The organism is Kitasatospora aureofaciens (assembly GCF_001188955.3).
In the GTDB taxonomy this organism is placed as follows: domain Bacteria; phylum Actinomycetota; class Actinomycetes; order Streptomycetales; family Streptomycetaceae; genus Kitasatospora; species Kitasatospora aureofaciens.
Window position 1 is genome coordinate 88628 of sequence record NZ_JPRF03000018.1, and the last position, 24399, is coordinate 113026.

Annotated in this window: 17 protein-coding genes and 1 pseudogene; 6 read left to right on the forward strand and 12 right to left on the reverse strand. The window is 71.1% G+C overall.

Annotated elements, in window-relative coordinates:
* Window positions 1–81: 81 nt before the first annotated feature.
* Window positions 82–1227, forward strand: coding sequence for a galactokinase (galK, locus tag HS99_RS10960; RefSeq protein ID WP_030557069.1), 1146 nt, complete (start codon window positions 82–84; stop codon window positions 1225–1227).
* A gap of 25 nt (window positions 1228–1252) precedes the next feature.
* Here the strand turns inward: galK and HS99_RS10965 are convergent, their stop codons facing one another.
* The 5 genes from HS99_RS10965 to HS99_RS10985 form a co-directional block, all read right to left on the reverse strand.
* Entirely contained in the window at window positions 1253–2059 is an 807-nt protein-coding gene (locus tag HS99_RS10965) for a DeoR/GlpR family DNA-binding transcription regulator (protein ID WP_030557067.1), read from the reverse strand.
* 210 nt (window positions 2060–2269) lie between these two features.
* Window positions 2270–4021, reverse strand: coding sequence for a glycoside hydrolase family 35 protein (locus tag HS99_RS10970; RefSeq protein WP_030557064.1), 1752 nt, complete (start codon window positions 4019–4021; stop codon window positions 2270–2272).
* Window positions 4022–4101: 80 nt separating this feature from the next.
* Entirely contained in the window at window positions 4102–5448 is a 1347-nt protein-coding gene (locus HS99_RS10975; protein ID WP_030557062.1) for an ABC transporter substrate-binding protein, read from the reverse strand.
* A 61-nt stretch (window positions 5449–5509) separates the two neighbouring features.
* Window positions 5510–6397: a carbohydrate ABC transporter permease gene (locus HS99_RS10980; protein WP_030557060.1), complete on the reverse strand. Its 888-nt coding sequence runs from the start codon at window positions 6395–6397 to the stop codon at window positions 5510–5512.
* The gene (locus HS99_RS10985) at window positions 6394–7218 is read right to left on the reverse strand and encodes a carbohydrate ABC transporter permease (RefSeq protein WP_370863242.1); all 825 of its coding nucleotides are present in this window, start codon (window positions 7216–7218) and stop codon (window positions 6394–6396) included. Before HS99_RS10985 ends, HS99_RS10980 begins: the two co-directional genes overlap by 4 nt.
* An 868-nt stretch (window positions 7219–8086) precedes the next feature.
* Here HS99_RS10985 and HS99_RS10990 point away from each other — a divergent pair.
* Window positions 8087–9148: a LacI family DNA-binding transcriptional regulator gene (locus HS99_RS10990; protein WP_030557057.1), complete on the forward strand. Its 1062-nt coding sequence runs from the start codon at window positions 8087–8089 to the stop codon at window positions 9146–9148.
* Between the two features lie 55 nt (window positions 9149–9203).
* Here HS99_RS10990 and HS99_RS10995 read toward each other — a convergent pair whose 3' ends face one another.
* Window positions 9204–11663 carry an RICIN domain-containing protein gene (locus tag HS99_RS10995; RefSeq protein WP_043389545.1) on the reverse strand — a complete coding sequence of 820 codons (2460 nt, stop codon included), beginning with the start codon at window positions 11661–11663 and terminating at the stop codon, window positions 9204–9206.
* Between the two features lie 566 nt (window positions 11664–12229).
* On the opposite strand from HS99_RS10995, the gene HS99_RS11000 reads away from it, so the two are divergent.
* Window positions 12230–13282, forward strand: coding sequence for an aldose epimerase family protein (locus HS99_RS11000; RefSeq protein WP_030557054.1), 1053 nt, complete (start codon window positions 12230–12232; stop codon window positions 13280–13282).
* 228 nt (window positions 13283–13510) lie between these two features.
* Here HS99_RS11000 and HS99_RS11005 read toward each other — a convergent pair whose 3' ends face one another.
* From HS99_RS11005 to HS99_RS11020, 4 genes are all read right to left on the reverse strand, one after another.
* Window positions 13511–14365: a hypothetical protein gene (locus HS99_RS11005; RefSeq protein WP_043389541.1), complete on the reverse strand. Its 855-nt coding sequence runs from the start codon at window positions 14363–14365 to the stop codon at window positions 13511–13513.
* A complete protein-coding gene (locus tag HS99_RS11010; protein ID WP_030557051.1) occupies window positions 14362–14862 on the reverse strand; it encodes a heme-degrading domain-containing protein in 501 nt (166 codons plus the stop codon). The genes HS99_RS11005 and HS99_RS11010 overlap by 4 nt, the downstream gene beginning before the upstream one ends.
* Before the next feature lie 52 nt (window positions 14863–14914).
* Window positions 14915–16096 (reverse strand): MFS transporter, encoded by a 1182-nt coding sequence (locus tag HS99_RS11015; protein WP_030557050.1) that lies wholly within the window; start codon window positions 16094–16096, stop codon window positions 14915–14917.
* A 67-nt stretch (window positions 16097–16163) separates the two neighbouring features.
* On the reverse strand, window positions 16164–17834 hold the full coding sequence (locus tag HS99_RS11020; protein ID WP_244915988.1) for a pyranose oxidase: 1671 nt from the start codon (window positions 17832–17834) through the stop codon (window positions 16164–16166).
* Window positions 17835–18332: 498 nt separating this feature from the next.
* Here HS99_RS11020 and HS99_RS11025 point away from each other — a divergent pair, with 498 nt between their 5' ends.
* A complete protein-coding gene (locus HS99_RS11025; protein WP_063737833.1) occupies window positions 18333–19208 on the forward strand; it encodes an integrase core domain-containing protein in 876 nt (291 codons plus the stop codon).
* A gap of 219 nt (window positions 19209–19427) precedes the next feature.
* On the opposite strand, the pseudogene HS99_RS11030 reads toward HS99_RS11025, so the two are convergent.
* A pseudogene (locus HS99_RS11030) lies at window positions 19428–19828 on the reverse strand (IclR family transcriptional regulator domain-containing protein); the annotation flags it as partial.
* 143 nt (window positions 19829–19971) lie between these two features.
* Window positions 19972–21000, reverse strand: coding sequence for an Lrp/AsnC family transcriptional regulator (locus HS99_RS11035; protein ID WP_030557045.1), 1029 nt, complete (start codon window positions 20998–21000; stop codon window positions 19972–19974).
* 116 nt (window positions 21001–21116) lie between these two features.
* Between HS99_RS11035 and HS99_RS11040 the strand changes: the two genes are divergently transcribed.
* Both HS99_RS11040 and HS99_RS11045 read left to right on the forward strand, forming a co-directional pair.
* Entirely contained in the window at window positions 21117–22685 is a 1569-nt protein-coding gene (locus HS99_RS11040; protein WP_030557043.1) for an AbgT family transporter, read from the forward strand.
* Window positions 22686–22735: 50 nt separating this feature from the next.
* A complete protein-coding gene (locus tag HS99_RS11045) occupies window positions 22736–23908 on the forward strand; it encodes a M20 family metallopeptidase (protein WP_030557042.1) in 1173 nt (390 codons plus the stop codon).
* Window positions 23909–24399: the final 491 nt, after the last annotated feature.

Consider the following 24399-nt stretch of genomic DNA (forward strand, 5'->3'; position numbering starts at 1 on the left):
TTATGTCGGAATTAGCCGCCGCTCATCGATGAAAGCCCGAAGTGGGAGCCGGCGCGCGCACGACGCACGGGAGCTGAACAGATGACCGACCAGGCCGCCATCGACTTCGAGGCCGTCCACGGCGCCCGGCCGAGCGGCGTGTGGGCCGCGCCCGGCCGGGTGAACCTGATCGGTGAGCACACCGACTACAACGACGGCTTCGTCCTGCCGATCGCCCTCCCGCACACCGTCAAGGTCACCGCCCGCCGCCGTGAGGACGCCCGGGTGCGGCTCTACAGCGCCCAGGGCGACGGCACGATCACCGAGCTCGCGCTCGACGGCCTGGCGCCCGGCGTGGTCACCAGCTGGGCTGCCTACCCGGCCGGCGTGTTCTGGGCCCTCGCCGAGGCCGGACACGCCGTCGGCGGGGCCGACCTGTTCTTCGACAGCGACGTGCCGACCGGGGCCGGGCTCTCCTCCTCCGCCGCCCTGGAATGCGCGACGGCCGCCGCCCTGAACGACCTGTACGGGCTCGGTCTCTCCGCGCCGGAGCTCGCCCTGCTCGCCCAGCGGGCCGAGAACGCCTTCGTCGGCGTGCCCTGCGGCGTGATGGACCAGATGGCCTCCGCCTGCTGCACGGACGGCACCGCGCTGTTCCTGGACACCCGGACGCTGGAGCAGCGGCACGTCCCGCTCGACCTGGAGGCGGCCGGGTTCCGGCTGCTGGTGATCGACACCCGGGTCAAGCACGACCTCGGCGACGGCGCCTACGCCGCCCTGCGGGCCGGCTGCGAGCAGGCCGCCGAGCTGCTGGGCCTGGACGCGCTGCGCGACCTGCCGCCTGCCGACCTCACCGCCGCCCTGGAGCGCCTTCCCGACGACCTCGCCCGTCTGGTGCGGCACGTGGTCACCGAGAACCGGCGGGTGGCCGAGACGATCGAGCACCTGGACGGCGGCCGGATCGCCGAGCTGGGGCCGATCCTGACGGCCGGACACGCCTCGCTGCGCGACGACTTCCGGGTCTCCTGCCCCGAGACGGACCTCGCGGTCGAGGCCGCCGTGGCCGCCGGCGCGCTGGGCGCCCGGATGACGGGCGGCGGCTTCGGCGGCTCCGTCATCGCCCTGGTGGCCACGGCCGACGTGGAAGCGGTCTTGGACGCGGTGCGGTCGGCCTTCGGGAGCGCGGGGTTCGCCGCACCCGTCGCCTTCACCGCCGTTCCCTCGGCAGGGGCGCGGCGGCTGGCCTGACCGGGCGCGGCACGCAGCCGCCCGGTCAGCTGGCGGCCGGCACGACGACGAGCTCGCCGACCGTATCGGCGAGCGCAGTGCGGGCCGCCGCCGGAAGGGCGTCGTCGGTGATGAAGCAGTCGACCTCCGTCAGGGGCGCGAAGCTGCTCAGGCCCACGACGCCCCACTTCGTGTGGTCGGCGACCACGACGGTACGGCGGGCGGAGGCGATGAGGGCCCGGTTGGTCTGCGCCTCGGCCAGGTTGGGCGTGGTGAGGCCGGCCTGCTCACTCACCCCGTGCACGCCGAGGATGAGCAGGTCCACGTGGAGGGTGCGGATCAGCTGATCGGCGAGGGCTCCCACCAGGGCCGCGGAGCGGGTCGGTGACCCTCCGGTCAGCAGGAGCGACGGGACGGTCTCCCTCCCGTCGCTCTCCGCTGCCCAGAGCAGGTCGGCGATCCGCAGGGAGTTGGTGACGACCGTGAGCTGCGGGACCTCCAGCAGCCGGGAGGCGACCGCGTAGGTGGTGGTGCCGGCGGACAGAGCCACCACGCTGCCCGGTTCCACGAGCCTTGCCGCCGCGTCCGCCAGCGCGGCCTTGGTTCCCTCCTCCAGCTCGGACTTGGCGGTGAAGCCGGGCTCGAAGCTGCTGGCGCTCCCGGCGGCGACGGCTCCGCCGTGCACCTTCTGCACGGCGCCCTGCCGGGTGAGCGCCTCCAGGTCGCGGCGGACCGTCATGTCGGAGACGCCGAACTCGGTGACCAGGTCGGCGACGCGGACGGCGCCGGTGCGGCGGATCTCTTCGAGGATCAGCGCGCGGCGCTGGGCGGCGAACAGGGTCTGGTCAGCCACGGAGGTCCTTCCGGTCGGCCGGGCACGCGGGGGTCTCGTCGGCGACCGGGAACACGGCCGGGTCGGCCGGGACCATTATCACCGTCCCCCGGCGCACGACTTCATCGCCGTCGACGGTCCGGCAGGGTGCGGGGATCGGGCGCATGCCCACGGGCCGGGTGGCCCGTGGGGCGTTCCACGGGCCACCCGGCCGCGCTCTCGACGCTCCGGCTACTCCTCGGTCGGGCCGAGGTCCGGCTGCTCGCGGAGCTCCACCGTGCGGGCGAAGTGGCCGGCGTGCAGTTCCAGCACGACGATCTCGTTCGGCCCGGGGCGCAGGACCGGGCCGGGAACGTACAGCGACCGCTGGGGGCCGCGGGACCAGTGGCGGCCGAGGTGGAAGCCGTTGACCCAGACGTTGCCCTTGGTCCAGCCGGGCAGGTGGACGAAGGTGTCGGCAGGCTCCTCGACCCGGAAGGTGCCCCGGTGGAAGACCGGGCCGACGGCGGGCCCGCCGGTCGGGGCGAAGGCGAGCCCGCCGAGGTCGCTCAGGGGCAGTGGCCGGTTGGTCCAGCCGGTGAGCTCGACGCCGTCGAGCAGGACGCGGCCGGGCAGGCCCTTGCGGTCGTGCATCTCCTGGCCGTAGTTGACCCGGCCCTGGTTCTCCACCAGCAGCCGCAGCACGCTGCCCGCGCGGGGCACGGTGAAGGCGATCGCCCGCTCGTGGCTCTCGCGCTCCAGCACACCCACCGGCTGCCCGTCGACGAACACCTGGGCGCGGTCGCGGACGTCGTCCAGCTCCAGCAGCACGGGGCCGGCGGTCGGCAGGATCGCCTTGTAGAGGACGTAGCCGAAGTCCTGCCGCAACTGCTCCATGGTGAGCGGGCGTTCGGAGGTCACCGCGGTGCCGAGCGCCGGCAGGTTGGCGAACAGCGGGGCGCTGTCGGTGAGCGTCACCGTGGTCGCGGGGAGCTTCGGGGCGGGGCCCGGCACCGGCTCGGCCGGGACCGGGGCGTACTTGGCGATGACCTCGCGGAAGGCGTGGTACTTCGCGGTGGGTTCACCGGCCTCGTCGAGCGGGGCGTCGTAGTCGTACGAGCCGACGGTGGGGCGGTAGGTGTGCTTGTCGTTGGCGCCGTTGGTGAAGCCGAAGCTGGTGCCGCCGTGGAACATGTAGAGGTTGACCGAGGCGCCGGTGGACAGCAGGTCGTCCAGCTCCTGCGCCGCCTGGGCCGGGTCGCGCACGACGTGGTGGCCGCCCCAGCGGTCGAACCAGCCGATCCAGAACTCGGTGCACATCAGCGGCCCGGTCGGCTGGTGCGCGCGCAGGGCGGCGATCCCCTCCCGGGAGCGGCTGCCGAAGTTGGCGGTGGCGAGCACGCCGGGCAGCGCACCGCGGGCCAGGTCGGCGGGCTGGTCGCAGGTGAACAGCGGGACGTCCACGCCCAGTCGGCGCAGCAGGTCGGCGAGGTGGGCGAGATGGGTGGTCTCGTCGCTGTAGGCGCCGAACTCGTTCTCCACCTGCACGGCCAGGACCGGGCCGCCCCGGGTGGCCAGCCGGTCGAGCAGCGGGGGGAGGAGCTGCTCGAAGTACGCCTCGACGGCGCGCAGGTACGCCGGGTCCTGGCTGCGCAGTCGGATGTCCGGTTCGGCGAGGAGCCAGGACGGCAGGCCGCCGCCCTCCCACTCGGCGCAGATGTACGGGCCGGGGCGCAGCAGGACGTGGAGCCCTTCGGCGGCCGCCAGGTCGAGGAAGGCCGGGAGGTCCAGCTCCGCGTCCAGCCGGAAGACGTCCGGGCGGGGCTGGTGGAGGTTCCAGGGGACGTACGTCTCGACGGTGTTCAGGCCCATCAGGCGGGCCTTGCGCAGGCGGTCGGCCCACTGGTCCGGGTGGACGCGGAAGTAGTGCAGGCCGCCGGAGATGATGCGGAACGGCTCGCCGTCGAGGGTGAAGTCGTCGCCGTCGATCTGGAGGACGGACATGGTGGTGCTCCTGGGGGGATGGTGGCTGAGGTGCGGGCCGGTGCCCGTGCGCAGGGGTCCGGACGGGCGCCGGCCGGTGCTCACGGTGCGGTGACCTTGAAGCCCTGCTGGTTGCCGTAGTCGGCGATGCGCTTTTGCCAGGCGGTCAGACCGGCGCCGAGGTCACCGGTCAGGCCCTGACCGACGGTGTCCTTGAAGACCGAGTTGGCGTAGACCTGGTAGGGCAGGTACTGCCAGCCCTGGCCGACGGCGGCGGAGGAGGAGGCGAAGACCTGGTTGGCCTGCTGACCGCCGAGGGAGGCGAGCGGCTTGTCGAGGAAGGCCTGGTCCTTGAGCAGCTCGCTGCTCGCGGGGAAGAGGCCGTTCTCGTTGAGCGAGCGGACCGCCTGCGGGTCGGAGTCGAGCCAGATCGCGAAGGCGGCCGCGGCGGCCTTGTTCTTGCTGGTGGACGGCACGGCGACGGCGGAACCGCCCTGTTCGGCCGAGACGTTCTCGCCGGCACTCCACTGCGGCATCGGAGCGGCCCGCCAGTCCTTGGCGCTGTCGGGGAGGGTGGAGGCGATGTTGCCCGGGGCCCACGCGCCGGTCAGCCACATCGCGTACTGGCCGCTGCCCATGGCCTGCCACCACTCGTTGGTCCAGCCGGGGGCGGCGTCGACGAGCTTGCGCGAGAGCAGTGAGGACCAGAGGTCGGAGACCTTCTTGGCGCCCGGGTCCTGGAGGTTGACCGCGACCGAGGTGGCGTCCTTCTGCTGGAAGGGGCGGCTGCCGGCCTGCCACATCAGGCTGTCCATGCCGCCGGCGTCGCCCGGGTCGATCGAGGTGATGAACCGCTTCGGGTCCGACTCCTTGATCTTGACCGCGGCCGCCTCGAACTCGGCCCAGGTCTTCGGCGGTTGGAGGCCCAGCTCGTCGAGGATCCTCTTGTTGTAGAACATCGCCATCGGGCCGGTGTCCTGGGGGACGGCGTAGACGCCGCCGCCGACGGACACCTGCGACCAGGCGGACGGCGTGAACTTCGACTCCAGGCCCGCCGCGCCGAAGTCCTTGAGGTTCACCAGCCGCTTGGAGAGGGCGAGTTCGGGCAGCGCGAAGTACTCGACCTGGACCACGTCCGGGCCGCCGCTGCCGGCCTTGACCGCGGTCTGCAGCTTGGTGTACTCGGTGGCCGACTGGCCGGCGTTGACGATGTTGACCTTGATCTTGGGGTACTTCTGCTCGAACAGGGCGACGGTCTTGTCGAGGTTCGGCGCCCAGGTCCAGAAGGTGATCGTGGCCGGGGTGTCCAGGGCGGCGGCCGGGTCGGCGGAACCGCCGCCGGAGCCGGAACCCCCGCCGGAGCCGCAGGCGGTGAGGGCGAGGGCGAGGGCGGCGGCCGGGACGAGGGCGAGCAGTCTGCGGCGCGAACGGGTGCGCACGGGGGGCATGGATGGCTCCTTGCTGTGAGGGTGGGTTGAGCCGGGGGGTGGGGGAACGGTCAGGGGGCGGTCATTCCTTGACGCTGCCCGCGGCCAGGCCGGACTGCCAGAACCTCTGGAGGAAGAGGAAGGCGACGACGAGCGGGACGATCGCGAGCAGGCTCCCGGTGATGACCAGCGGGTAGAAGTTGGTGGTGGTGGCGCCGCTGCCCGCGGCGCCGGTGGCCAGGGAGTTCCACTGGTTGAGGCCGACGGTGAGCGGGAACCACTTCGGGTTGCTGAGCACGATCAGCGGCAGGAAGTAGTTGTTCCAGGTCGCGACCAGCGCGAACAGCAGCACGGTGACGAAGCCGGGCGCGAGCAGCCGCAGCGAGATCGTGAAGAAGGTGCGCACCTCGCCCGAGCCGTCGATCCGGGCGGCCTCCAGCATCGAGTCCGGTACGGCCTCGGCGGCGTAGACCCGCATCAGGTAGACGCCGAACGGGCTGACCAGCGAGGGCAGCAGGACGGCCCACGGGGTGTCCACGATGCCGACCTTGCTGAACAGCAGGTACGTCGGGACGGCCAGCGCGGTGCCGGGGATGGCGATGGCGCCGAGCACCACCGCGGAGAGCGCGGTGCGGCCGCGGAAGCGGTACTTGGCGAGCCCGTAGCCGGCGGCGGTGGAGAGGAACGCGGCTCCGCCGGCACCCACGACCGCGTAGAGCAGGGTGTTGCCGAACCAGCGCAGGTAGATCCCGTCGTCGTAGGACAGGACGTCCCCGATGTTGTCGAAGAGGTGGAAGCCGTGGCCGAACCAGAGGCCGAATCCGCTGGTCAGCGAGGCGCTGTCCTTGGTGCTGGACATGAACAGCCAGATCAGCGGGAGCAGCGCGTACAGGAGCATCAGTCCCATGGCGATGGTGAGCGCGTTGCTGGCGCGCCGGGGGCGTCGGCGGGCGGGGGTGTTGACGCTCACTTGCCCTGTTCCTTCCGCATCGACCGGATCTGGACGGCGTACGCGACGATGGCGGTCACGCCTCCGAGGACCACGGCGACGGCTGCCGAGTAGTTGAACTGCTGGCCGTTGAACGCCAGGTTGTAGGCGTACATGTTGGGGGTGTAGCTGGTGGAGATCACGCCCGGTGCGAGCGACTGCATCACGTTGGGCTCGTTGAAGAGCTGGAACGTGCCGATGATCGAGAACACCGTCGCCAGCACCAGCGCGGAGCGCACTGCCGGGAGCTTGATGCTCCACGCCTTGCGGAACTCGCCGGCGCCGTCCATCTCGGCCGCCTCGTAGAGCTCGTGCGGCACGGTGCGCAGGGCGGCGTAGAGGATCAGCATGTTGTAGCCGACGTACTCCCAGGTCACCACGTTGCCGATGGAGGCGAGCATCCAGGAGGAGCCGAGGAAGTCGGGCATGTCGACGTGCAGCAGGTCGCCGATCTGTCCGACCAGCCCGAAGCGGTCGCCGTACAGGTAGCCCCACATCAGTGAGGCCACCACGGCGGGCACGGCGTACGGGACGAAGATGCCGATCCGGAACAGGCCGGGCTTGCGCAGGCGTCCGCTGTCGACGGCCAGGGCGGCGACGAGGGCGAGGCCGAGCATCACCGGCACCTGGACCAGCAGGAAGAGCAGCACCCGCCACAGGCCGGCGCGGAAGAGTTCGTCGCCCAGCGCGCGCCGGTAGTTGTCGAACCCCACGAAGACGTTTCCGCCGATCATCCGGTCCTGAAAGAAGCTCAGGTACGCGGCGTAGCCGAGCGGCGCGGCGATGCCGATCACGAACACCACCAGGAACGGTGCGAAGAAGGCGAAGCCGACTGCCCCATGGCGGGACCGGTCGGCCCGTGCTGCCGGACGTGGCCGGGACCGTGACCGGCTCTGACTGGATGTCGTGGAGGTGTGCGACGTGCTCACGCGTTCGTGCCCTTCGGCGGATGTTTACGCCAACATGGCGTCGGCGTTGAGTGTTACCGCGCGCACTGAACGCGTCAAGCTGTCGTGCTGGTGTGATGCGCCTTCGTAACCGGACATCCGGGCGCGGGGGCGTGTCGTCCCGGTTCGACTCGGAGGGGAAATACCTGGTCAGATGGGATGCGACAGGGCGTCGACCGCGGGCTTCCGGGGGCTGTGTCGGCCCGGCGAGGCACGCTACTTTCCGGTATCGGTCCTGCGGATCAGGCGGTTTCGGGGGCGGGTCCGCAGCATCTGCTTGTTGTATTGCGTTCGGATGTGTTTATTCTTGTGTCATCCAGAGGTTGGCGGGGTCGGTCCCGGCCCGGCCGCCTCTCGGTCCACCGGCCCCGAATCCCTGTGTCGGAACCGGATTTCGGCCGCCCGCGCCGGACGTATCCCCTGCGCGCCCGGCGCGGGCGCCACCCCATCCCAGCTCGCCGCCGGCTCGTCCGGCCGGTGATCAGCACGTCCGCCCTTCCCGATCGAGCCGCTCGACGGGCCACTCCGCCGGAGTGGTGGCCCCGGATCGCCGGGGGGCGGACGGGCGCCCGGCCGCCGAGGGTCGGCCGCGGTCGCCGCAGCCGCCGTTCCCCTGCCCGCACGCAGGCGGAGCGGCGGCCCTTTCGCATGCCCGGATCTGCGGGCTCCCGCCGATCATGGTCCGGCGCTACCATGTTTACGCTGACATCGCGAAAGGACCGGTATGGACCAGAGTGAGACGCCCGGCACCGCCCGGGGCAGGTCGCGGCCGCCCTCGCAGGCGGACGTCGCGGCCCTCGCCGGGGTGTCCTCGCAGACCGTGTCCCGGGTCGCCAACAACCGCAGCAACGTGGAGCCGGAGACCCGGGAGCGGGTGCTGTCCGCGATGAGGATCCTCGGCTACCAGCGCAACAGCGCGGCCCGCGCGCTCACCCTCGGGCGGTTCCACGTCCTCGGGGTGGTCACCTTCGACGTCGCCGCGCACGGCAACGCCCGTACCCTCGCCGCGATCTCCCGCGCCGCCCAGCGCGCCGGCTACTCACTGAACGTGGTCTGCGTCGAGGACCGGACCGAGGAAGCCGTGCAGCAGGCCGTCCGCCAGCTCACCGAGCAGGCCGTGGACGGACTGATCGTGATCGAGGCTCAGATCCTCGACCGCCCGGGCCTCGACCTCCACTCCGGCGTACCGGTCGTCGTCGCCGACGGCGACCCGGAACGCCGCTTCCCGTCGGTGGACACCGACCAGGCGGCCGGGGCCACCGCGGCGACCCGCCACCTGCTCGACCTCGGACACCGCACCGTCTGGCACGTCGGCGGACCGCAGGACTCCTACGCCGCCCGCCGCCGCGCCGCCGCCTGGCACGCCGCGCTGAAGGCGGCCGGAGCCCCCGTCCCGCCGCTGCGCTACGGCGACTGGACGGCCGCCTCCGGGTACGAGATCGGCCTGGAGCTGGCCGCCCGCCCGGACGTCACAGCGGTCTTCGCCGCCAACGACCAGCTGGCCCTGGGGCTCGTCCGGGCCCTCCACGAGGCGGGCCGCCGGGTGCCGCAGGACGTCAGCGTCGTCGGCTTCGACGACCTGCCCGAAGCGGCCTACTACCTGCCGCCGCTCACCACGATCCGTCAGGACTTCGAGGAGGTCGGACGGCAGTGCGTCGCCCAGCTCCTCGCCCAGATCGACCGGGCGTCCGACACACCGGCCGCCGAGCGGATCGTCACCGTCACCCCGGACCTGGTCGTCCGCGCCAGCACCGCACGGGCACCCGAAGGATCCGCCGGACGATGAACGGAGCGGGTGCCGCCCCGACCGGGCGGCACCCGCTCCGTTCATGCGGCCGTGCTCAGCCGATCCGGAACTGCTGGTTCGGGCTCCCGCTGCACGTCCACTGCTCCACCGCGGCTCCGTCGGCCGTCGAAACGTTCGCCACGTCCAGGCACTTGCCGCTGTGCCGGGCCACCAGCGTGACGTAGCCGCCGCCCATGTCGCGCACCGACCACTGCTGGTTGTCGGCGCCGCCGCACGGGTACTGGTCGGCCAGTGCGCCGTCGGCGGTCGAGACGCCCGCGACGTCCAGGCACTGCCCGCTGCTGCGCGATACCACGGTCACGTAGCCGGGGCTGGCGGGTCGCAGCGACCACTGCTGGTTGTCGGCGCTGCCGCAGGTGTACTGCACCACCGGCGCCGCAGGAGTGGTGGAGGCGCCCGACACGCCGGCGCACTTGCTGCTGTGACGCGCCGTCAGTGCCGTCCAGGAATCCGGGGCGGCGCTGGGAATGGTCCAGGACTGGTTCGCTGCCCCGGTCGGCTGCCAGGCGTCGGCCGGCGCCCCGTCGCTCTTCGAGGCGCCCGAGACGTCCAGCAGTAGCCCGGTGGCCTTGTTGATCAGGGTCACGTGGCCGTTGCCGGTGGTGGAGAGCATCCACTGCTGCGCGGTCGAACCGTCCGGTGCGGCGAGGCTCACGGTGGTGGCGGCCGCCGAGAGGGCCTGGCCGGTCCTGGCATTGGTGATGCCGTACGTCGCCGTGCTGTCCCAGCCGCCGGTGGCCTTGGTGAAGGTCCACTGCTGGGCCGGGTCGGCCGGGTTGGCGACGTGCTGGACCGGGCTGCTCTGGGCGGCGTCGGCCGCGAGGGCCATGCCGCTGTTGTCGCTGACCAGTTGGCGGGCCGTACCGGTCGGCGCGGTCGCGGCCGTGGCGCTGACGCCGGTGGCGCCGGGCAGGACGAAGGTGGTCACCGAGCCCGGGCCGACCTGCGCGGTGAGCGTCTTCGCGGCGGTGGCGGTGAGGTCCGCGCCGCGCTCGACGTTCCGGTCCGCGTCGGTGGTGTACTGCTGCACCGGTACGGAGGTGTCGACGTTCTGGAACCCCGCCAGGTCGAGCGTGACGGTTTGGGCGGCGCCGGTGGAGTTGGTGTACACCGCCACCGCGCCGGTGCCGCCGGGCCGCAGCGCGGCGAGCGTGTTCGTGGAGTCGGTGCCGATGACCCGGGCGCCGGGCCGGATGAATCGGCTGTAATTGGCCATCGCCCAGTACTTCTTGTTCTTGCGGATCGGCTCGTTGGCCGGGTCGGCGGACGTCAGGGCGACCTGGATCAGGCCCCAGTTGGAGTTCTCGTGGGCGGGCGTCATGTTCGCGTAGTCCTCGACGGCCTGCCACATGACCCAGGAATCGGGCTCCAGGTACCGGAAGCCGTCGTTGATCAGTCCGGAGAAGCTCAGCGCCGGCCGCATGTCGGCGAAGTTCTGCGGCACGTAGCCGCCGGTGTCGACCTCGGACATCCACAGCGGCTTGCCGGCGCCCTTGGCGACGTCGCGGGCCGCGCCCCAGTTGCTGCCGCCGTAGGTGTGGGTGTTCAGCCTGGTCACGGCCGCCCGGGTGGCGGCCGGGTAGGTGGACCAGTCGTGGCTCATTCCATCCGGAGTGCCCTCGTCCATCGCGGCGATCGGGGTGTTCAGGCCGGCCTTGACGAGCGCGTCGTGCAGGCTGTTCACGATGTGCGCCTGGGAGGCGGTGGACCAGCTCGAACCCTCCTGTCCGTTGCCGGCCAGCCAGCCCGTGGAGGTGGGCTCGTTCACCGGTTCGACGGAGCTGAAGGTGACGCCGGTTCCGGCCTGGGCCAGCTTCAGCGAGCCGGCCAGGTAGGCGGCGAAGCGGTCGTACTGGTCGGAGCGGAGGTTGTCGTCCCAGGCGCCCGTCGATGCCCCGGAGACCAGCCCGCTGTTGGTCATGAAGTAGGGCGCGGAGTTGGAGAAGGCCTCGAAGGTGTCGGCGCCGCGCGCTTTCGCCGCCGCCAGCCACCAGCGCTGGTTGGCGTCGGCCTGGGGGTTCCAGTGGTCCGGGTTGTTCGGGTCCCACCAGTTCGCGGGCTCGGTCCAGCCGGCCGTGCCGCTCGCCGGCGGCCCGAACTGGGCCGGCCGGTTCCAGTAGCCGGGCACGGCGGCGCCGGGCCGCATGTACGGCTTGGTCTCGGGGCTGTCCCCGCCGCCGATGTCGTAGCGGGCGACGGTGAAGCCCAGGCCGTCGGCGCCGTACAGGGCGTCGGCGAGCTGATCGCGCTCGCTGTCGGGCCAGCCGCCGGTGACGTTGGCGAACCAGGCGAGTGAGGTGCCCCAGCCCTGGAACGGCTGCTGCTGGTAGCTGGGGTCCAGCCGGACGGTGACGTGCGCGGCCGCCTCGGCCGTGGTGGCTCCGGCCGGCGGGGCGGCCAGGCCACCCAGGGCGAGGGTCGCCGCGGCGACGAGGGCCGCGCCGAGCCTGTGGCGGGAGCGCCGTCTGACGGCCGGTCGGTGATGTGGGGGCATCGGTCCTCCGTGAGGGGCGGGGGAAGAGGGCAGGCAGAGGCACGGCACGCCCCCCGGAGACCGGAGGACGTGCCGCGCGCGTGGGGTGTGCGACGACGGATCGGGGCCGGCCGCCTGCCGTTCCCATCCGCGATGTTGACGCAAACAACTTGTGTGGGAGAGTGTCGGAGTCCTGTTCGTTCGTGTCAAGGGCGCACTTCGGCGTGTGGCCGGTCGGCGCGTCCTCGGGCGCCCGCCGTACGGGCGGAGGTGGCGGGACGTCAACATCCAGGCATCGAGGGCTGTCGTTGCAGCAGCTCATGGTGGGTGGACCCGATACGTCGGCGAGGGAGTGCGACCGATGGCGAACGGCAATCCGCCGGATTCGACGGTAAGAGAACCCTCATGACCGAACGCGAACACGCAAATTCCCACAATGCGGGAAAGGGGCCGCCGGTGCCGCGGCAGTACCTGCGGCCCCCGTCCGCACGACGGGCATCGTCCCGGTTTCCGCGCCCCTTTCCACACACTGCCGAACGGAGAGCAGCCCCGTGTCCAGAGACGTAGTCGTCTCCTCCGGTGACCTGATGGTGGCTCAGGAGGTCGCCGCGGCCGTGCCGGACGGCCGGCCGATCACCCGCTGGACGTTCGGCTCCCGGGCAGGGGTGACGGCGGAGGTGCTCAGCCTGGGCGCCCGCCTCCAGGCCCTGCACGCGCCGGACCGGGACGGACGACGGGCCAACGTGGTCCTGGGCGGCGGCAGCGTCGAGGACCTGCTCGGGGACGCCGCCTACCTCGGTGCGACGGTCGGCCGCTACGCCAACCGGATCGCCGACGGCGTGCTGCCCCTCGAGGGCACGACGTACCGGCTGGCGACCCAGCCCACCGGTCACACCCTGCACGGCGGCCCGGACGGTTTCGCCACCCGCCTCTGGGACGGCGTACCGGTACGGGAAGACCGGCAGGTCGGCGTCCGTCTCCGCCTGCGCAGCCCCGCCGGGGACCAGGGGTTCCCGGGAACCGTCACCGCCGAGGTGACGTACCTGCTCGATCCCGACGGCGGGCTCTCGATCACCTACCAGGCGGTCACGGACGCCCCGACGGTCGTCAACCTCACCAACCACGCCTACTTCAACCTGGCCGGCGAAGGCCGCGGAACGGTGCTCGACCACCTGCTCCACGTCGACGCGGCCGGCTATCTCCCGGTCGACGGGAACCTGATCCCGCTCGGCCCGGTCGAGCCGGTCGCCGGCACCCCGTTCGACCTCCGCCACGCCCGCAGGATCGGCACCTGCATCACCGGCGAGCACCCCCAGATCCTGGCGGCCGGACGAGGGTTCGACCACAACTGGGTGCTCGACGGCACCGGCCTGCGGCGGGCCGCCCTGCTCAGCCACCCGGCGAGCGGCCGGCACGTCGAGTGCCTGACCACGGAGCCGGGACTCCAGGTCTACACCGGGAACCACTTCGACGGCTCCCTGATCAGTCCTTCCGGCCGCCGATACACCAAACACGCGGGCATCGCGCTGGAGACTCAGCACTTCCCGGACTCACCCAACCGGCCCGACTACCCCTCCACCCTGCTGCGCCCGGGGGAGAAGTACCGGTCGAGGACGGTGTACCGCTTCTCGGCCGAGTAGCGGCGCTCCGCCGAGGACGGACGGGGACGATCCCCGCACTCGCGAGTGGCCCTGGAGCCAGCCGCGCAGCAGCGGGGACCGCCTGGGACAGTCACGGCCGTTGCACTCGACTCACCGCGGACGCCCGGTCGGCGCCGTATCGGGACGCCGCACCCTCCGGTGAAGAGGTGGTTTCGGGGCTGTCAACGGTCATTGCCAGACCCCAAAACCACCCAGAGGGCTGCTGTTTCAGGTGCTCCACGGCGCACTCGACGGCGCGGACCCCAGCGTCCAGTGGGCGACGCTGGCGTCATCGTGGATCTTGAAGCGGGGCCACTGCCGTCCGAGTGGGTCGCGACGCTCGGCGGCTCGGACCAGCTGAATGAGGTGCGCGGGGCCGGTCTTGTCGAGGATGTCGACGACTCCCGGCCAGGTTGACAGCCGATAGGCGTCCACGAGGTCGGCGGCTCCGTCGCTGAACAGCGATACGGACCGCAGAACAGGGATCGGTGCGGCCCCGGTAATGGCTTCGGCCGCGCTCGCCAGGTCAGCCCCGGCCACCCAGTAGCCACCCGGTGTATTCCGGTAGCCCAGCTCTGCGGCGATGTACGCGCGTCGGGCGGCGGCGTGGTCGTCAGAGCCCACCGGGACCTGGCTCATGTCGTGCCACAGCCCACGAAGTTCAGGGATCTCCTGAACGCGGCGGTCGCTCACCGTCCGGCAGCCGTCGGGCCCGGTGAGGACGATCGTGGAGTCGTGCAGGGACAGGTACTCGATGAGGTTCTCCCGGCGACGGGCCACCACCACCGTAGACGACGGAGTGCCGGGATTGCGTAGATCGCAGCTGGCGCGGTGGCCGGCCGCGACCTGGTCGATCGCGCCGGCCAATACCTCGGCGATCGGCTCGGGTGTGGTGAGCAGGCCGTTGAGGAGGCGACTGCCCAACTGGCGGACGTACCAGGGGACACCGTGGATGCAGCCGCCGCCGTCCTCGCTGGGACCACCGGCGCCGTCCAGGAGGAGGACCAGGTCCGGACCGGTGATGATCAGGTCCTGGTTCGCCGTGTCGTGGCGGGCCGGCTCGGTCGCCGTCTCCATCCTCACGGCCGTGCCTCCCCCGACTGCTTGGAGCGCTCGAGGAAGTGCCTGACAGCGTCGACCGCGAAGTAGTGGTCGTCGCGCTGGTCCAGGCCGGAGGCGGCGATCGTTCCGATCACACCGGTGCCGGCGAGGGTGATCGGGAAGGCTCCGCCGTGCGCGGCGTGCTGAGCGGGGTCCACCTGGTACATCTCCTCGACAGTGGTTCCCTTGCTGGCCGCGAGGTTGCGCAGGTAGTAGGAGCTGTGGCCGAGGCGGTCGACCAGGCGGCTCTTGCGATCGAGCCATGAGTCGTTGTCGGGTCCGGTTCCCGGCAGTGCGGCCTGGAAGATGCGCTGCCCGTTGCGGCGGATCAGGATTGCGACGGGGAGGCCGGCGGTGGCGGCCAGGTCCAGGGCGACCTGGCCGAGGGCGAAGGCCGTCGTGTTGTCGAAAGCGGCGAACTGCAGAGCCTTCTCCTCGGCGAGGAGCTGCGCCAGGTAATCGGGGCTGGGTGTGTTCATGATCTGTCTCCCAGGACGGGTCTCGATGGAAGTCGGGTGCCGCGCGCGGTGGTCACGTGGCTTGCTGGGCCGGTTCGGCGACCGCGACTCGCCCGGCGGTCAGGGACGGTCCGGCGGCCAGTGCGCAGCCGAGGGCACCAATGGCCATGAGCGCGCCGACCCAGCCGGGGGCGGTGTAGCCGAGGTCTGCGGTGATGGCGGCGCCTCCGAGGGCGGCGCCGAGGGCGTTGCCGAGGTTGAACGCCGAGTGGATGGAGGCGGACGCCAGCGTCGCGGCCTCGCCTCCCTCGTCCATGACCCACGTCTGCAGGGAGGGCACGGCGGCGGAGGAGGCCGCACCGATGAGCAGGACGGTCGCGGCTGCTGGGACGAGCCAGTGGGCGGTGACGCTGAGGGCGAACAGGGCCACGGTCAGGACGGCGAGGGCACCGCCGAGTGCCGTGCGCCGGTTGCGGTCGGCGAGTCGGCCGCCAAGGTAGTTCCCGGCGGTCATGCCGATGCCGAAGAGGCACAGGACGACGGCCACCGCCCCGGTACCGGAGCCGGTGAGGTTGGTGATCATCGGTGAGACGTAGCTGTATGCGGCGAAGACACCGCCGTACCCGAGCGCGGTTGTAGCCAACGCGAGCCACAGCTGGCGGCGGCGGAAGGCGCGCAGCTCACTCCTGAACGAGACCGCCTTCGGGCGGCCCTGGGCCGGGATCGTGACCGCGATGCCCAGCAGACAGAGCAGTCCGATGACGGACAGAAGCCAGAAGGTGGAGCGCCAGCCGAGGTGGTCGGCGAGGAGCGGGCTGAGCGGCACGCCGACGATGTTGGCGACCGTGAGGCCGGAGAACATCATGGAGACCGCACGGGCCCGCTGCTGGGCGGGCACCAGGGTCGCGGCGACGATGGCACCGACCCCGAAGAAGGCACCGTGCTGAAGGGCCGTCAGGAAGCGGGTGGCCAGCAGCAGGGCGAAGTCGGACGAGAAGGCGCTCAGGGCGTGTCCGACGGCGAAGAGGGCCATCATGACCAGCAGTGCGCTGCGGTATGAGAGCCGGAGCAGCAGGCCGGCCAGCAGCGGTGCACCGACCACCACGCCGAGAGCGTAGGCCGATATCAGGTAGCCGGCCGTGGGGATGGAGGTGTGGAAGTCGGCCGCGATGTCGGGGAGCAGGCCCATCATCGCGAACTCGGTGGTGCCGATGCCGAACGCGCCGGCGGCCAGGGCGAGCAAGGGGATTCTCATGTGGTCCCATCAGGTGTGCGGGATGCTTGCGGGGCCGGCCGCCCGCGACGGCCGGCCTGCCGTCTGGTCAGCTTCGGACAGCGAGCACCTCGTCGGCTCCGGTCCGGCGCCGCTCCCGCGCTTCCCGTGACCCGGCCAGGTGATGTGCAGCCTTGAGAGCCATGGCCACGCTGGTCAGCGTGGGGTTGCAGGCCGTACCGGTGGGGATCACGCCGTTGCCGCCGAGGTAGAGGTTCTCCAGTCCCCAGACCCGGGAATCGGTGTCCACCACGCTGGACTGCGGATCGTCGCCCATGCGGATCGTCCCGGCGATATGCAGCGGCAGACCGGGTGCCGTGAACCTGGGCTCGGATCCCGGCAGGAAGCCGCCAAGTGCCGTTGCCGCGCGCATCATCTCCGCCATCATCGCGTGCTGACGCTCGGCGTCCTGCGGGCTGAGTGCGTACTCGAAGGTCGGTTGCGGCATTCCCATCACGTCCGTCCGCGTGTCGGAGAACGTCACACGGTTGTCCGGTCGGGGCTCAACGATGCCGAACCATCGGAGATCGACGATCAGCCGACCGTCGACGTGCGGCGGCACGTCCCCGTAGTGGAAGGCGTCCCGGGTGATCTGCGCGTGCCAGGGCCGTCCTTCCGAGACCGGGATCCACACGTTGGGCTCCGGATCGTCCACCGGAATCGGCAGATCGTCGTCGGGGAACAGCGTCGTGTGTCGGGCGACCTGGCCTCCGAACCGCTGATCGGTCCGGGCCTGCTCCACCAGGTCCTTCAACAGGATGACCTGGCAGAAGGCCATCGGATGCTCGGTCAGGTAGCGGCCGAGAGCCGCAGGTCGGATACCCGACGCGTGGAGCAGCTGAGGGGCGAGCACGGCGCCGGCCGCCACCACGTAGTTGTCCGCGACAACCCGCACCGTCTCCGACCGGTTGAGATCGCGGACCTCCGCGTAGGCGATCCGGGTGCCGTCCCGGTCGAGGACCAACCGGGTGCACAGGTGCTGCGGCAGGAGCGAGAAGAGCGGGTGGCCGTCGGCCAGGTCCCCCAGGACGGTGTCCACCCCGGTCCAGTGAACCATCCGCGGGTTGTCCCGGCGCCGCCGCGCCGCCAACGGCAGGCTCTGCACCTGGTAGCCGTCCGGCAGTTCGGAGAACTCCCGACGCAGCGCCTCCGTGACCAAATGCTGCCGTATCGAGAAGTCGAACTCCCGGGCACTCACCCGCAGCAGGCGCTCCGCCTCTCCGTACAGCCCGTCCCACTCCTGGTCGGAGATCCCGTCGTAACGCTCCAGCACTGGGTGGTGCCGAGGCGTGGCACCCGTCCAGTGGGTACCCATGCCACCCACCGCGTAGCAGGCCGCCGCCGCCGAAAGATTGCGGTACGGATCCTGGTCCGGGTTCTCCGCGTTGCGGGCGCTGCTGCGGTTGGAGCCGAGCTCGGCCATCGCGGCGGGATCGACCGCCAGCTCTGCGCGGGCGCTGGTGGGTACTGACAGCAGGTGTAGATGGCCCCGGATGATCGAGGCGAACAGGTTGGTGTTGTGCTGGTAGATGTACGCGTTCTTCAAGTGTTCACCCGGGCGCGGCGACAACTGCGCACCTGCGTCCACCATGAGCACCTCCCGCCCCGACTCGACCAGAGTCCGGGCGAAGGTCGCCCCCACCGGGCCGGACCCCACAACGAGGGTGTCCGTATAGCGAGTAATCATCGGCAAAGTCCCCCAACTCGGCGCCGCTGACACATCACTGGACCGAGCCGTTCGCGGCGCCGAGGGCCCAAGTGATGGAGTGCGGTTGAACCTGTGCAAAATTGTTGATCTACGGGCTATCAATGTAACCATCGTGAGAAAACGGACAAGATATTCGGCTATGAGAGCTCGCCGTCCCCCGCAAGTCAACTAAATCAAACATAACCAAACGCCGTCAACGCGCTTCTCGGTGAGGTGCCCAGGTCCTGTGCAGCGCAGGAGACCAGCCTGCGGCTTCGTCGATGGTCGCTCCCCCTCATGCTCTGGCAGCCCGGCTTCCTCCCCGCAGAACCGGTCCCGGACGCCCCGCCCCGGCCCGAGGGGCCCCACGCGTCGGCGGTGAGCCTGGCCCTGCGTCACCTCGTCTCGCAGTACGGCGATCTGGACTCAGAGGATCGATCAGGGCTGTGACCTAGGGTCCGTTTCGGAGCGAGCGACCGCGCCTTCCTGGCAGCACTGCTCCAGGGCCTGCCGACGCAGGTGCTGCGTCGGATGCGGTTGCTGGTGCGGCCGGACACCGTGCTGCGCTGGCACCGCGACCTGGTCGCCCGCCGCCACGCCGCCCGGTCCTGGCCCAAGCGCCCAGGCCGACCGCGCACCGTGCGCTCCATCCGCGCCCTGGTCCTGCGCCTGGCCGCCGAGAATCCGGCATGGGGCTACCGGCGCCTGCACAGCGAACTGCTCGTCCTCGGCGTCAAGGTGGCCGCGTCCACGGTCTGGGAGATCCTGAAGGAGGCCGGGATCCCCCCGGCACCCGAGCGCACCTCCAGCACCTGGGCCAACTGCCTGCGCTCCCAGGCCGACGCACTCCTCGCCTGCGACTTCTTCGAAACGGTCACCCTGTCCGGAGCCCGGCTGCACGTGCTCGCGGTCATCGAACACACAAACCGCCGGATCCGGATCCTCGGCGCCACCGCACACCCGACCGCGTCCTGGGTGACGCAGGCGGCGAAGAACCTCGCCATGGACCTCGAGGACGCTGGCCGCCGAGCGCGCTACATGATCCGGGACCGGGACGGGAAGTTCTCCGAACTGTTCGACGCCGTCCTCAAGGACGCGGAGATCCAGGTCGTGTTCGGCGGCGTCCGGATCCCCCGCATGAACTCCCTCATGGAGAGATGGATACAGACCTGCCGCCGCGAGCTACTGGACCGCACGCTCATCTGGGACCAGCGCCACCTCCTGCACGCGCTACGCGAGTTCGAGAAGTTCTACAACGACCACAGGCCACACCAGGGCATCGCGAACGCCCGCCCCCTCTGCGCGCTTCCTCGGCCGATCGACAATCCGAAGCAAATCGCTCGCCTCGACATACGTCGAACCGACCGACTCGGCGGTCTCCTCCACGGATATCAACATGTCGCCTGAGCAGGGCGAATGACATTTCCGGCAAGAGCAAGGCGCGCCTTCGGAAGCGGCGCTGACGATGGCGGATCGAGGAGAGGAACTGATCGATGCCGTCATCGGACTTCTCGATACCGCTGAGCGGGCGCTTCAGCAGGAGGGCCTGCCGGCCGATCCGGCGACGTGGTCGCCGAAACGCGTCCACCGCCCGCAGCAGCGTGTAGCGGTCCAACAATTCGGACCGATCGGGCCTGAGGCAGAGATAGCGGCCACGACCCGGTTGGACGGGCCGCGGACGGGGGCGGCGACGAGGTGGCGCCGGGCTCGCGTTCGCCGATGGACTGGGCCCAGCCGCGGCGCCGCACGCCGCTGAGCGCGGTGGCGGTGAAGCGGGCGCCCTGCAGAGCACGGTGGAGGCGCTCGGCCTCCTCCCAGGCGAGCAGGATCTGCGCGGCAGCGTCGGCTCTCATGGGCAGGGTCGTGCCGACGGGGACAACGCCGCGAAGGCCGGAGAGGCGCTCGGCGGCGGCCACGCAGATGCGATTCCCGCCCTGGAGGCCGGCCAGGCTGGCGGGGCCGGCCTTCAGGGCGCCGAGGATCGAGGTGGCCTTGTCGAGCACGCCGACGCCGCTCGTGTTCTCCATGATTGGGTATTCCAGTCTCAAGTCCCGCGAGCGACAGACGGGTTGCGCTCGCGGAGGCTCCGGGCGGGAGGGGGGACGGTCAGCGGGAACAGGCCGACAGAAACACAGGAGTCCCCGGACGACCCGCCGCCCCGAAGGCCCGTTCAGAGCAGCGTGGGCGCGTGGAAGGTGCCGAGGGCGCCGGAGGCGAGGTCCCGGTCCAGCCAGTAGCGGCGCGGTTCGGCGAGCATCACGTAGACGCTGACCGCCAGGATGCCCGGGATCTCGGCGAGCTCCTCGTCGATGAAGGCCGCCAGGGCGGAGCGGTCGGTGACCAGGCCGGTACAGAGAACGGACAGGTCGCTGGCGACGTGGACGGCGAGGCGGGTCTGGGGCAGCTGGTCGAGGCGCTGCATGACCTCGGGGGTCTCGCCGGGGGCGACCCGCAGGCGGAGCATGAACGGGGTCCGGAAGCCGAGCCATTCCGACACGATCTCCAGACGCGGTTTGACCCAGCGCTCGTCCAGGACCCGGCGCACCACCCGGTGTGCGGTGGAGGTGGGCAGGGCGGCGGAGCGGGCGATGCTCGCGGCGGAGGCCCGGCCGTCCTGGATCAGTTGCGTGACGACGCTGCGCTCGGCATCACTGAGGGGCTTGGCGGGCGGGTTGGCCGTCGCGGTGCCCTCCGGGCTGACCCCGGCGAGTTCCAGCAGGCCGGCGCGCTCGGCGTCGGTGAGGAACCGCGGGTCCCAGGTGGCGCCCCGGCGCAGGGTGCTGAGCGCGGGCAGGGCGTTGACGCGGCGGACACCGGGGATCGAGAAGAGCCGGTCGATCGCCTCGCTGGTGGCCGCCTCGGAAGGGGCGTGGATCACGGCGTAGAGGGGGTAGTCGCCGGAGATCTGCGCCAGCCGCTGGACGTGGGGAAGGTCACGCAGCCGCTCCAGGACCGCCAGCGGGGTCTCGCCGGTGGTGTCCAGGAAGACGTGGACCGGCATCGCCGTGGAGTGCAGGCCCCAGTCGGCCTGACCGACCACGCGCACCATGCGGGCCTTGTGCAGCCGGTCGTAGCGGCGTTTGAGGGTGCCCGCGTCGGCGGACAGGATCGCGCCGATGTCGTCCCAGGTGGCCCGGGGGGCTACGTGCAGCGCCCCGATCAGGCGCCGGTCGAGCTCGTCGAGGAGAGGCCCAGTCATGTTTCCGTACCTTAGACTGCCAGTTGATCCCATCGTGACATGGAAGATCTAGCAAATCTCTCACTTGGATGCCATCGTGTGCGAAAACATCCCTCAGTAGTGCCGAAAGGGTAGCCATGACTGCCACCGTGACCGAGTCGCGGGAGACCGAGCCCGGCTCGCCATCCATGCGCGCCATGAACCGCGCGATGACGGCGATCGAGAAGGCCGGCAACCGGCTGCCCGACCCGTTCTGGCTGTTCTGGGGCCTCGCGGCGGTCGTCGCCGTACTCAGCGCCGTACTGGCCGCTGAGCACGTCAGCGCCGTGCTCCCGGGGACGCACAAGACCATCGAGGTGCAGAGCCTGCTCAGCAAGGACGGGTTCAACCTCGTCGTCGGGCACGCCGTCGAGAACTTCGCGAACTTCCCGCCGCTGTCGACGGTCCTGATCGTGATGTTCGGCATCGTCGTCGCCGAGAAGAGCGGGCTGTTCGAGACGCTTCTGCGGCGCCTGGTCGCGCGGGTGTCGGGCCGGTACCTGACCTTCGCGCTGGCGCTGACCGCCATGGTCAGCCACGTCGCCGGCGACGCCGCGTACGTGACCCTGATCCCGCTGGGCGCGGCGCTCTACCGGGCCGCCGGCCGCAGTCCGGTCCTCGGCTGCGTCGTCGCTTACGTGTCGGTCTCCGCGGGCTTCAACGCCTCCCCGGTCCTCACCACGACCGATGTGCTGCTGTCGTCGATGTCCACGGCCGCGACCCACGTCATCGACCCGCACGCGGTGGTGACCCCGGTGTCGAACTACTGGTTCGGACTCGCGTCGTCCGTCCTCATGGCGTTCGTGATCACGGTCGTCGTCGAGACGGTCCTCGCGCGGCGCTCCGACTTGGAGCCCGACGAGCCGGTGGCCGCCGCGCCGATCGCTGAGAAGGCGCAGGCGCAGGCGCAGGCGATGGAGGCGACCGCGCGGCAGCGCAGCGCGCTGCGCGGGGCCGCACTGGTCGCGCTGGGCCTCGCCGGGCTCCTGGTGGTGGCGATGATCCCGACGCACTCGCCGCTGCGCGGCGACCACGGCGGCATCGTCAACTCGCCGGTGTTCAGCGGCATGGCGGTGGTTCTCGGGGTGTTCTTCGCCGTGATCGGCTGGGTCTACGGCCGACTCGCGGGCACCTTCCGCGGCGCTCCCGACGTGATGGCCGCGATGGCCGACGGCACCAGGTCGATGGCACCGACCATCGTCCTGTTCTTCGCGATGTCCCAGTTCCTCGCCTACTTCAAGTGGACGAAGCTGGGTGACATCCTCGCCGTCAAGGGCGCCGAGACCCTGCGCGACCTGCATCTCAGCGGCTGGGTGGTGCTGCTCGGTGTGGCCGTGCTGATCGCCGTGATGAACCTGCTCGTCACCAGCGGCTCCGCCCTGTGGGCGCTGGTCGCCCCGGTCCTGGTGCCCATGCTGATGCTCGTCGGCATCCACCCGGAGGCCACCCAGGCCATGTACCGGGTCGCCGACTCGGTCACCAAGTGCATCACGCCGATGAGCCCGTTCTTCATGATGGCCGTCGCCTACCTCCGCCAGTACCGCAGGAACCCCGGCATCGGCACCCTCGCCTCCTTCACCCTCCCGGTGGCCGCCGTCGCCTGGGTCGCCTGGGTCGCCTTCTTCCTCGCCTGGTACCTGCTCGGCATCCCCTTCGGCATCGGCTGAGCCGCCCGTCCACCGTTTCGACCCGATCCGTCCGCACGAGAAAGTCGATCATGAACCCCGCCACAGTTGCCCTCACCGACCGTGCCCACGAGGTCTCCTCGGAGATCGTCGACGACATCATGACCCTCGTCGGCCAGGAGACCAGCAGCTACGACCTGGCCGGCCTGGCGGCCGGTCGGGACCTCCTGCACGATCTGGCCGTCCACCGGCTCGGGCAGCCCGGCGAGGAGCACCGCCACCGCGGTGGCGAGCGCGGTGACACCCTCACCCTGACCTACCCCGGCACCGCCCCCGGGCACGTCGCGCTGGTCGGCCACTACGACACCGTGTGGCCCACCGGCACCCTCGCCGGCTGGGCGCCGCCCCAGGCGGACGGTCGGGAGAAGCTCAGCGGGCCGGGCATCTTCGACATGAAGACCGGCCTGGCCCAGGGCATCTGGGCCCTCAAGCTCGCCCGCGAGTACGGCGTCCCGGTGCCCACGGTCACCTTCGTCTTCAACGGCGACGAGGAGGTCGGTTCCCGGTCCTCGCGCCCGGTGATCGAGGAGGTCGCCCACCACGCCGACGTGACGCTGGTGCTGGAGCCGAGCGCGCACGGCGCGGTCAAGACCGCCCGCAAGGGCAACGGGACCTTCCGCGTCACCGCCAGCGGCGTCGAGGCGCACGCCGGGCTCGCACCCGAGGACGGGGCCAGCGCCATCACCGCGCTGTCCGAGTTCGTGGTCGCCGCCGCGGCCGTCGCCGCCCCCGAGTTGGGCACCACGATCAACCCCGGGCTCATCACGGGCGGCTCCGCCGCCAACGTCGTCGCTGGGCTGGCCACCGCGAGCGTCGACATCCGGGTCAGCAGCGAGGCCGAACGGGAGCGCGTGGACGCGGAGTTGGAGGCCATCAAGGTCAGCGACCCGAGGGTCCGGATCGACATCGACCACGCCTGGAACCGGCCGCCGATGACCCTCAACGCGGCCTCCGCGCCGCTTCTGGGCCTCGCCCGCGAAGTCGCCCGCGAGCAGGGCCGCGACGGACTGCCGGCTGCCGCCGTCGGCGGCGCCAGCGACGCCAACTTCGTCGCCGCCCTCGGCCTGCCGGTGCTGTGCGGCATGGGCGCGGTCGGCGACGGCGCCCATGCCCAGGGCGAATTCATCTACCCCGACACCGTGCCCACCCAGACGGCCCTGGTCGCGGGCCTGCTCGGACGACTGGCCGAACCCCTGCACGGCTGAGCAGCCATCTCCCCCGTTACCTAATGGGGACCGAAGCCGGTGGATCGCTACCCGTTACCCGGTCCGACGGGGCCTCGAAAAAGGGCGCGGCCACCGGCTTCACCTCGCGGCGATCAGCTGACGCACGGTGAGCCATGACCTACCCCCGGGGCCATCGGACAAGAGTTGGCCGCTGGCATCAGCCGACCGCCGCCGGGGAGCACGGCCGTGTGGGTGCCGGGCGCCAGGTCACGTCTAAAAGAACCCAGAGGCTCGACCTCTTGAGGGAGACTCTGGGGACCCTGGTGTCCGGCACCCACACGGCCACTTCTTCGTGGCCCCGCAATGGGGGTTCCCGGCCTCCGGTCCGGCATGTCTGTTCCCCCTGTGGTTCGCATGATCCGGGGGGTGGTGTCACCGGGCCGGAGGCATCGGTCGACCGCTGATAGAGGCAGGACCACCAGCGTGCTCGGAGGATCTTCGTAACGTGGATGCCGGCGACTGGTGCCACG

Excerpts from the sequence above, each read along its gene's own strand:
- galK (WP_030557069.1), top strand. The coding sequence starts at position 82 with ATGACCGACCAGGCCGCCATCGACTTCGAGGCCGTCCACGGCGCCCGG.
- HS99_RS10970 (WP_030557064.1), bottom strand. The coding sequence starts at position 4,021 with ATGTCCGTCCTCCAGATCGACGGCGACGACTTCACCCTCGACGGCGAG.
- HS99_RS10975 (WP_030557062.1), bottom strand. The coding sequence starts at position 5,448 with ATGCCCCCCGTGCGCACCCGTTCGCGCCGCAGACTGCTCGCCCTCGTC.
- HS99_RS10990 (WP_030557057.1), top strand. The coding sequence starts at position 8,087 with ATGGACCAGAGTGAGACGCCCGGCACCGCCCGGGGCAGGTCGCGGCCG.
- HS99_RS10995 (WP_043389545.1), bottom strand. The coding sequence starts at position 11,663 with ATGCCCCCACATCACCGACCGGCCGTCAGACGGCGCTCCCGCCACAGG.
- HS99_RS11000 (WP_030557054.1), top strand. The coding sequence starts at position 12,230 with ATGGTGGCTCAGGAGGTCGCCGCGGCCGTGCCGGACGGCCGGCCGATC.
- HS99_RS11010 (WP_030557051.1), bottom strand. The coding sequence starts at position 14,862 with ATGAACACACCCAGCCCCGATTACCTGGCGCAGCTCCTCGCCGAGGAG.
- HS99_RS11015 (WP_030557050.1), bottom strand. The coding sequence starts at position 16,096 with ATGAGAATCCCCTTGCTCGCCCTGGCCGCCGGCGCGTTCGGCATCGGC.
- HS99_RS11025 (WP_063737833.1), top strand. The coding sequence starts at position 18,333 with ATGCGGTTGCTGGTGCGGCCGGACACCGTGCTGCGCTGGCACCGCGAC.
- HS99_RS11035 (WP_030557045.1), bottom strand. The coding sequence starts at position 21,000 with ATGACTGGGCCTCTCCTCGACGAGCTCGACCGGCGCCTGATCGGGGCG.
- HS99_RS11040 (WP_030557043.1), top strand. The coding sequence starts at position 21,117 with ATGACTGCCACCGTGACCGAGTCGCGGGAGACCGAGCCCGGCTCGCCA.
- HS99_RS11045 (WP_030557042.1), top strand. The coding sequence starts at position 22,736 with ATGAACCCCGCCACAGTTGCCCTCACCGACCGTGCCCACGAGGTCTCC.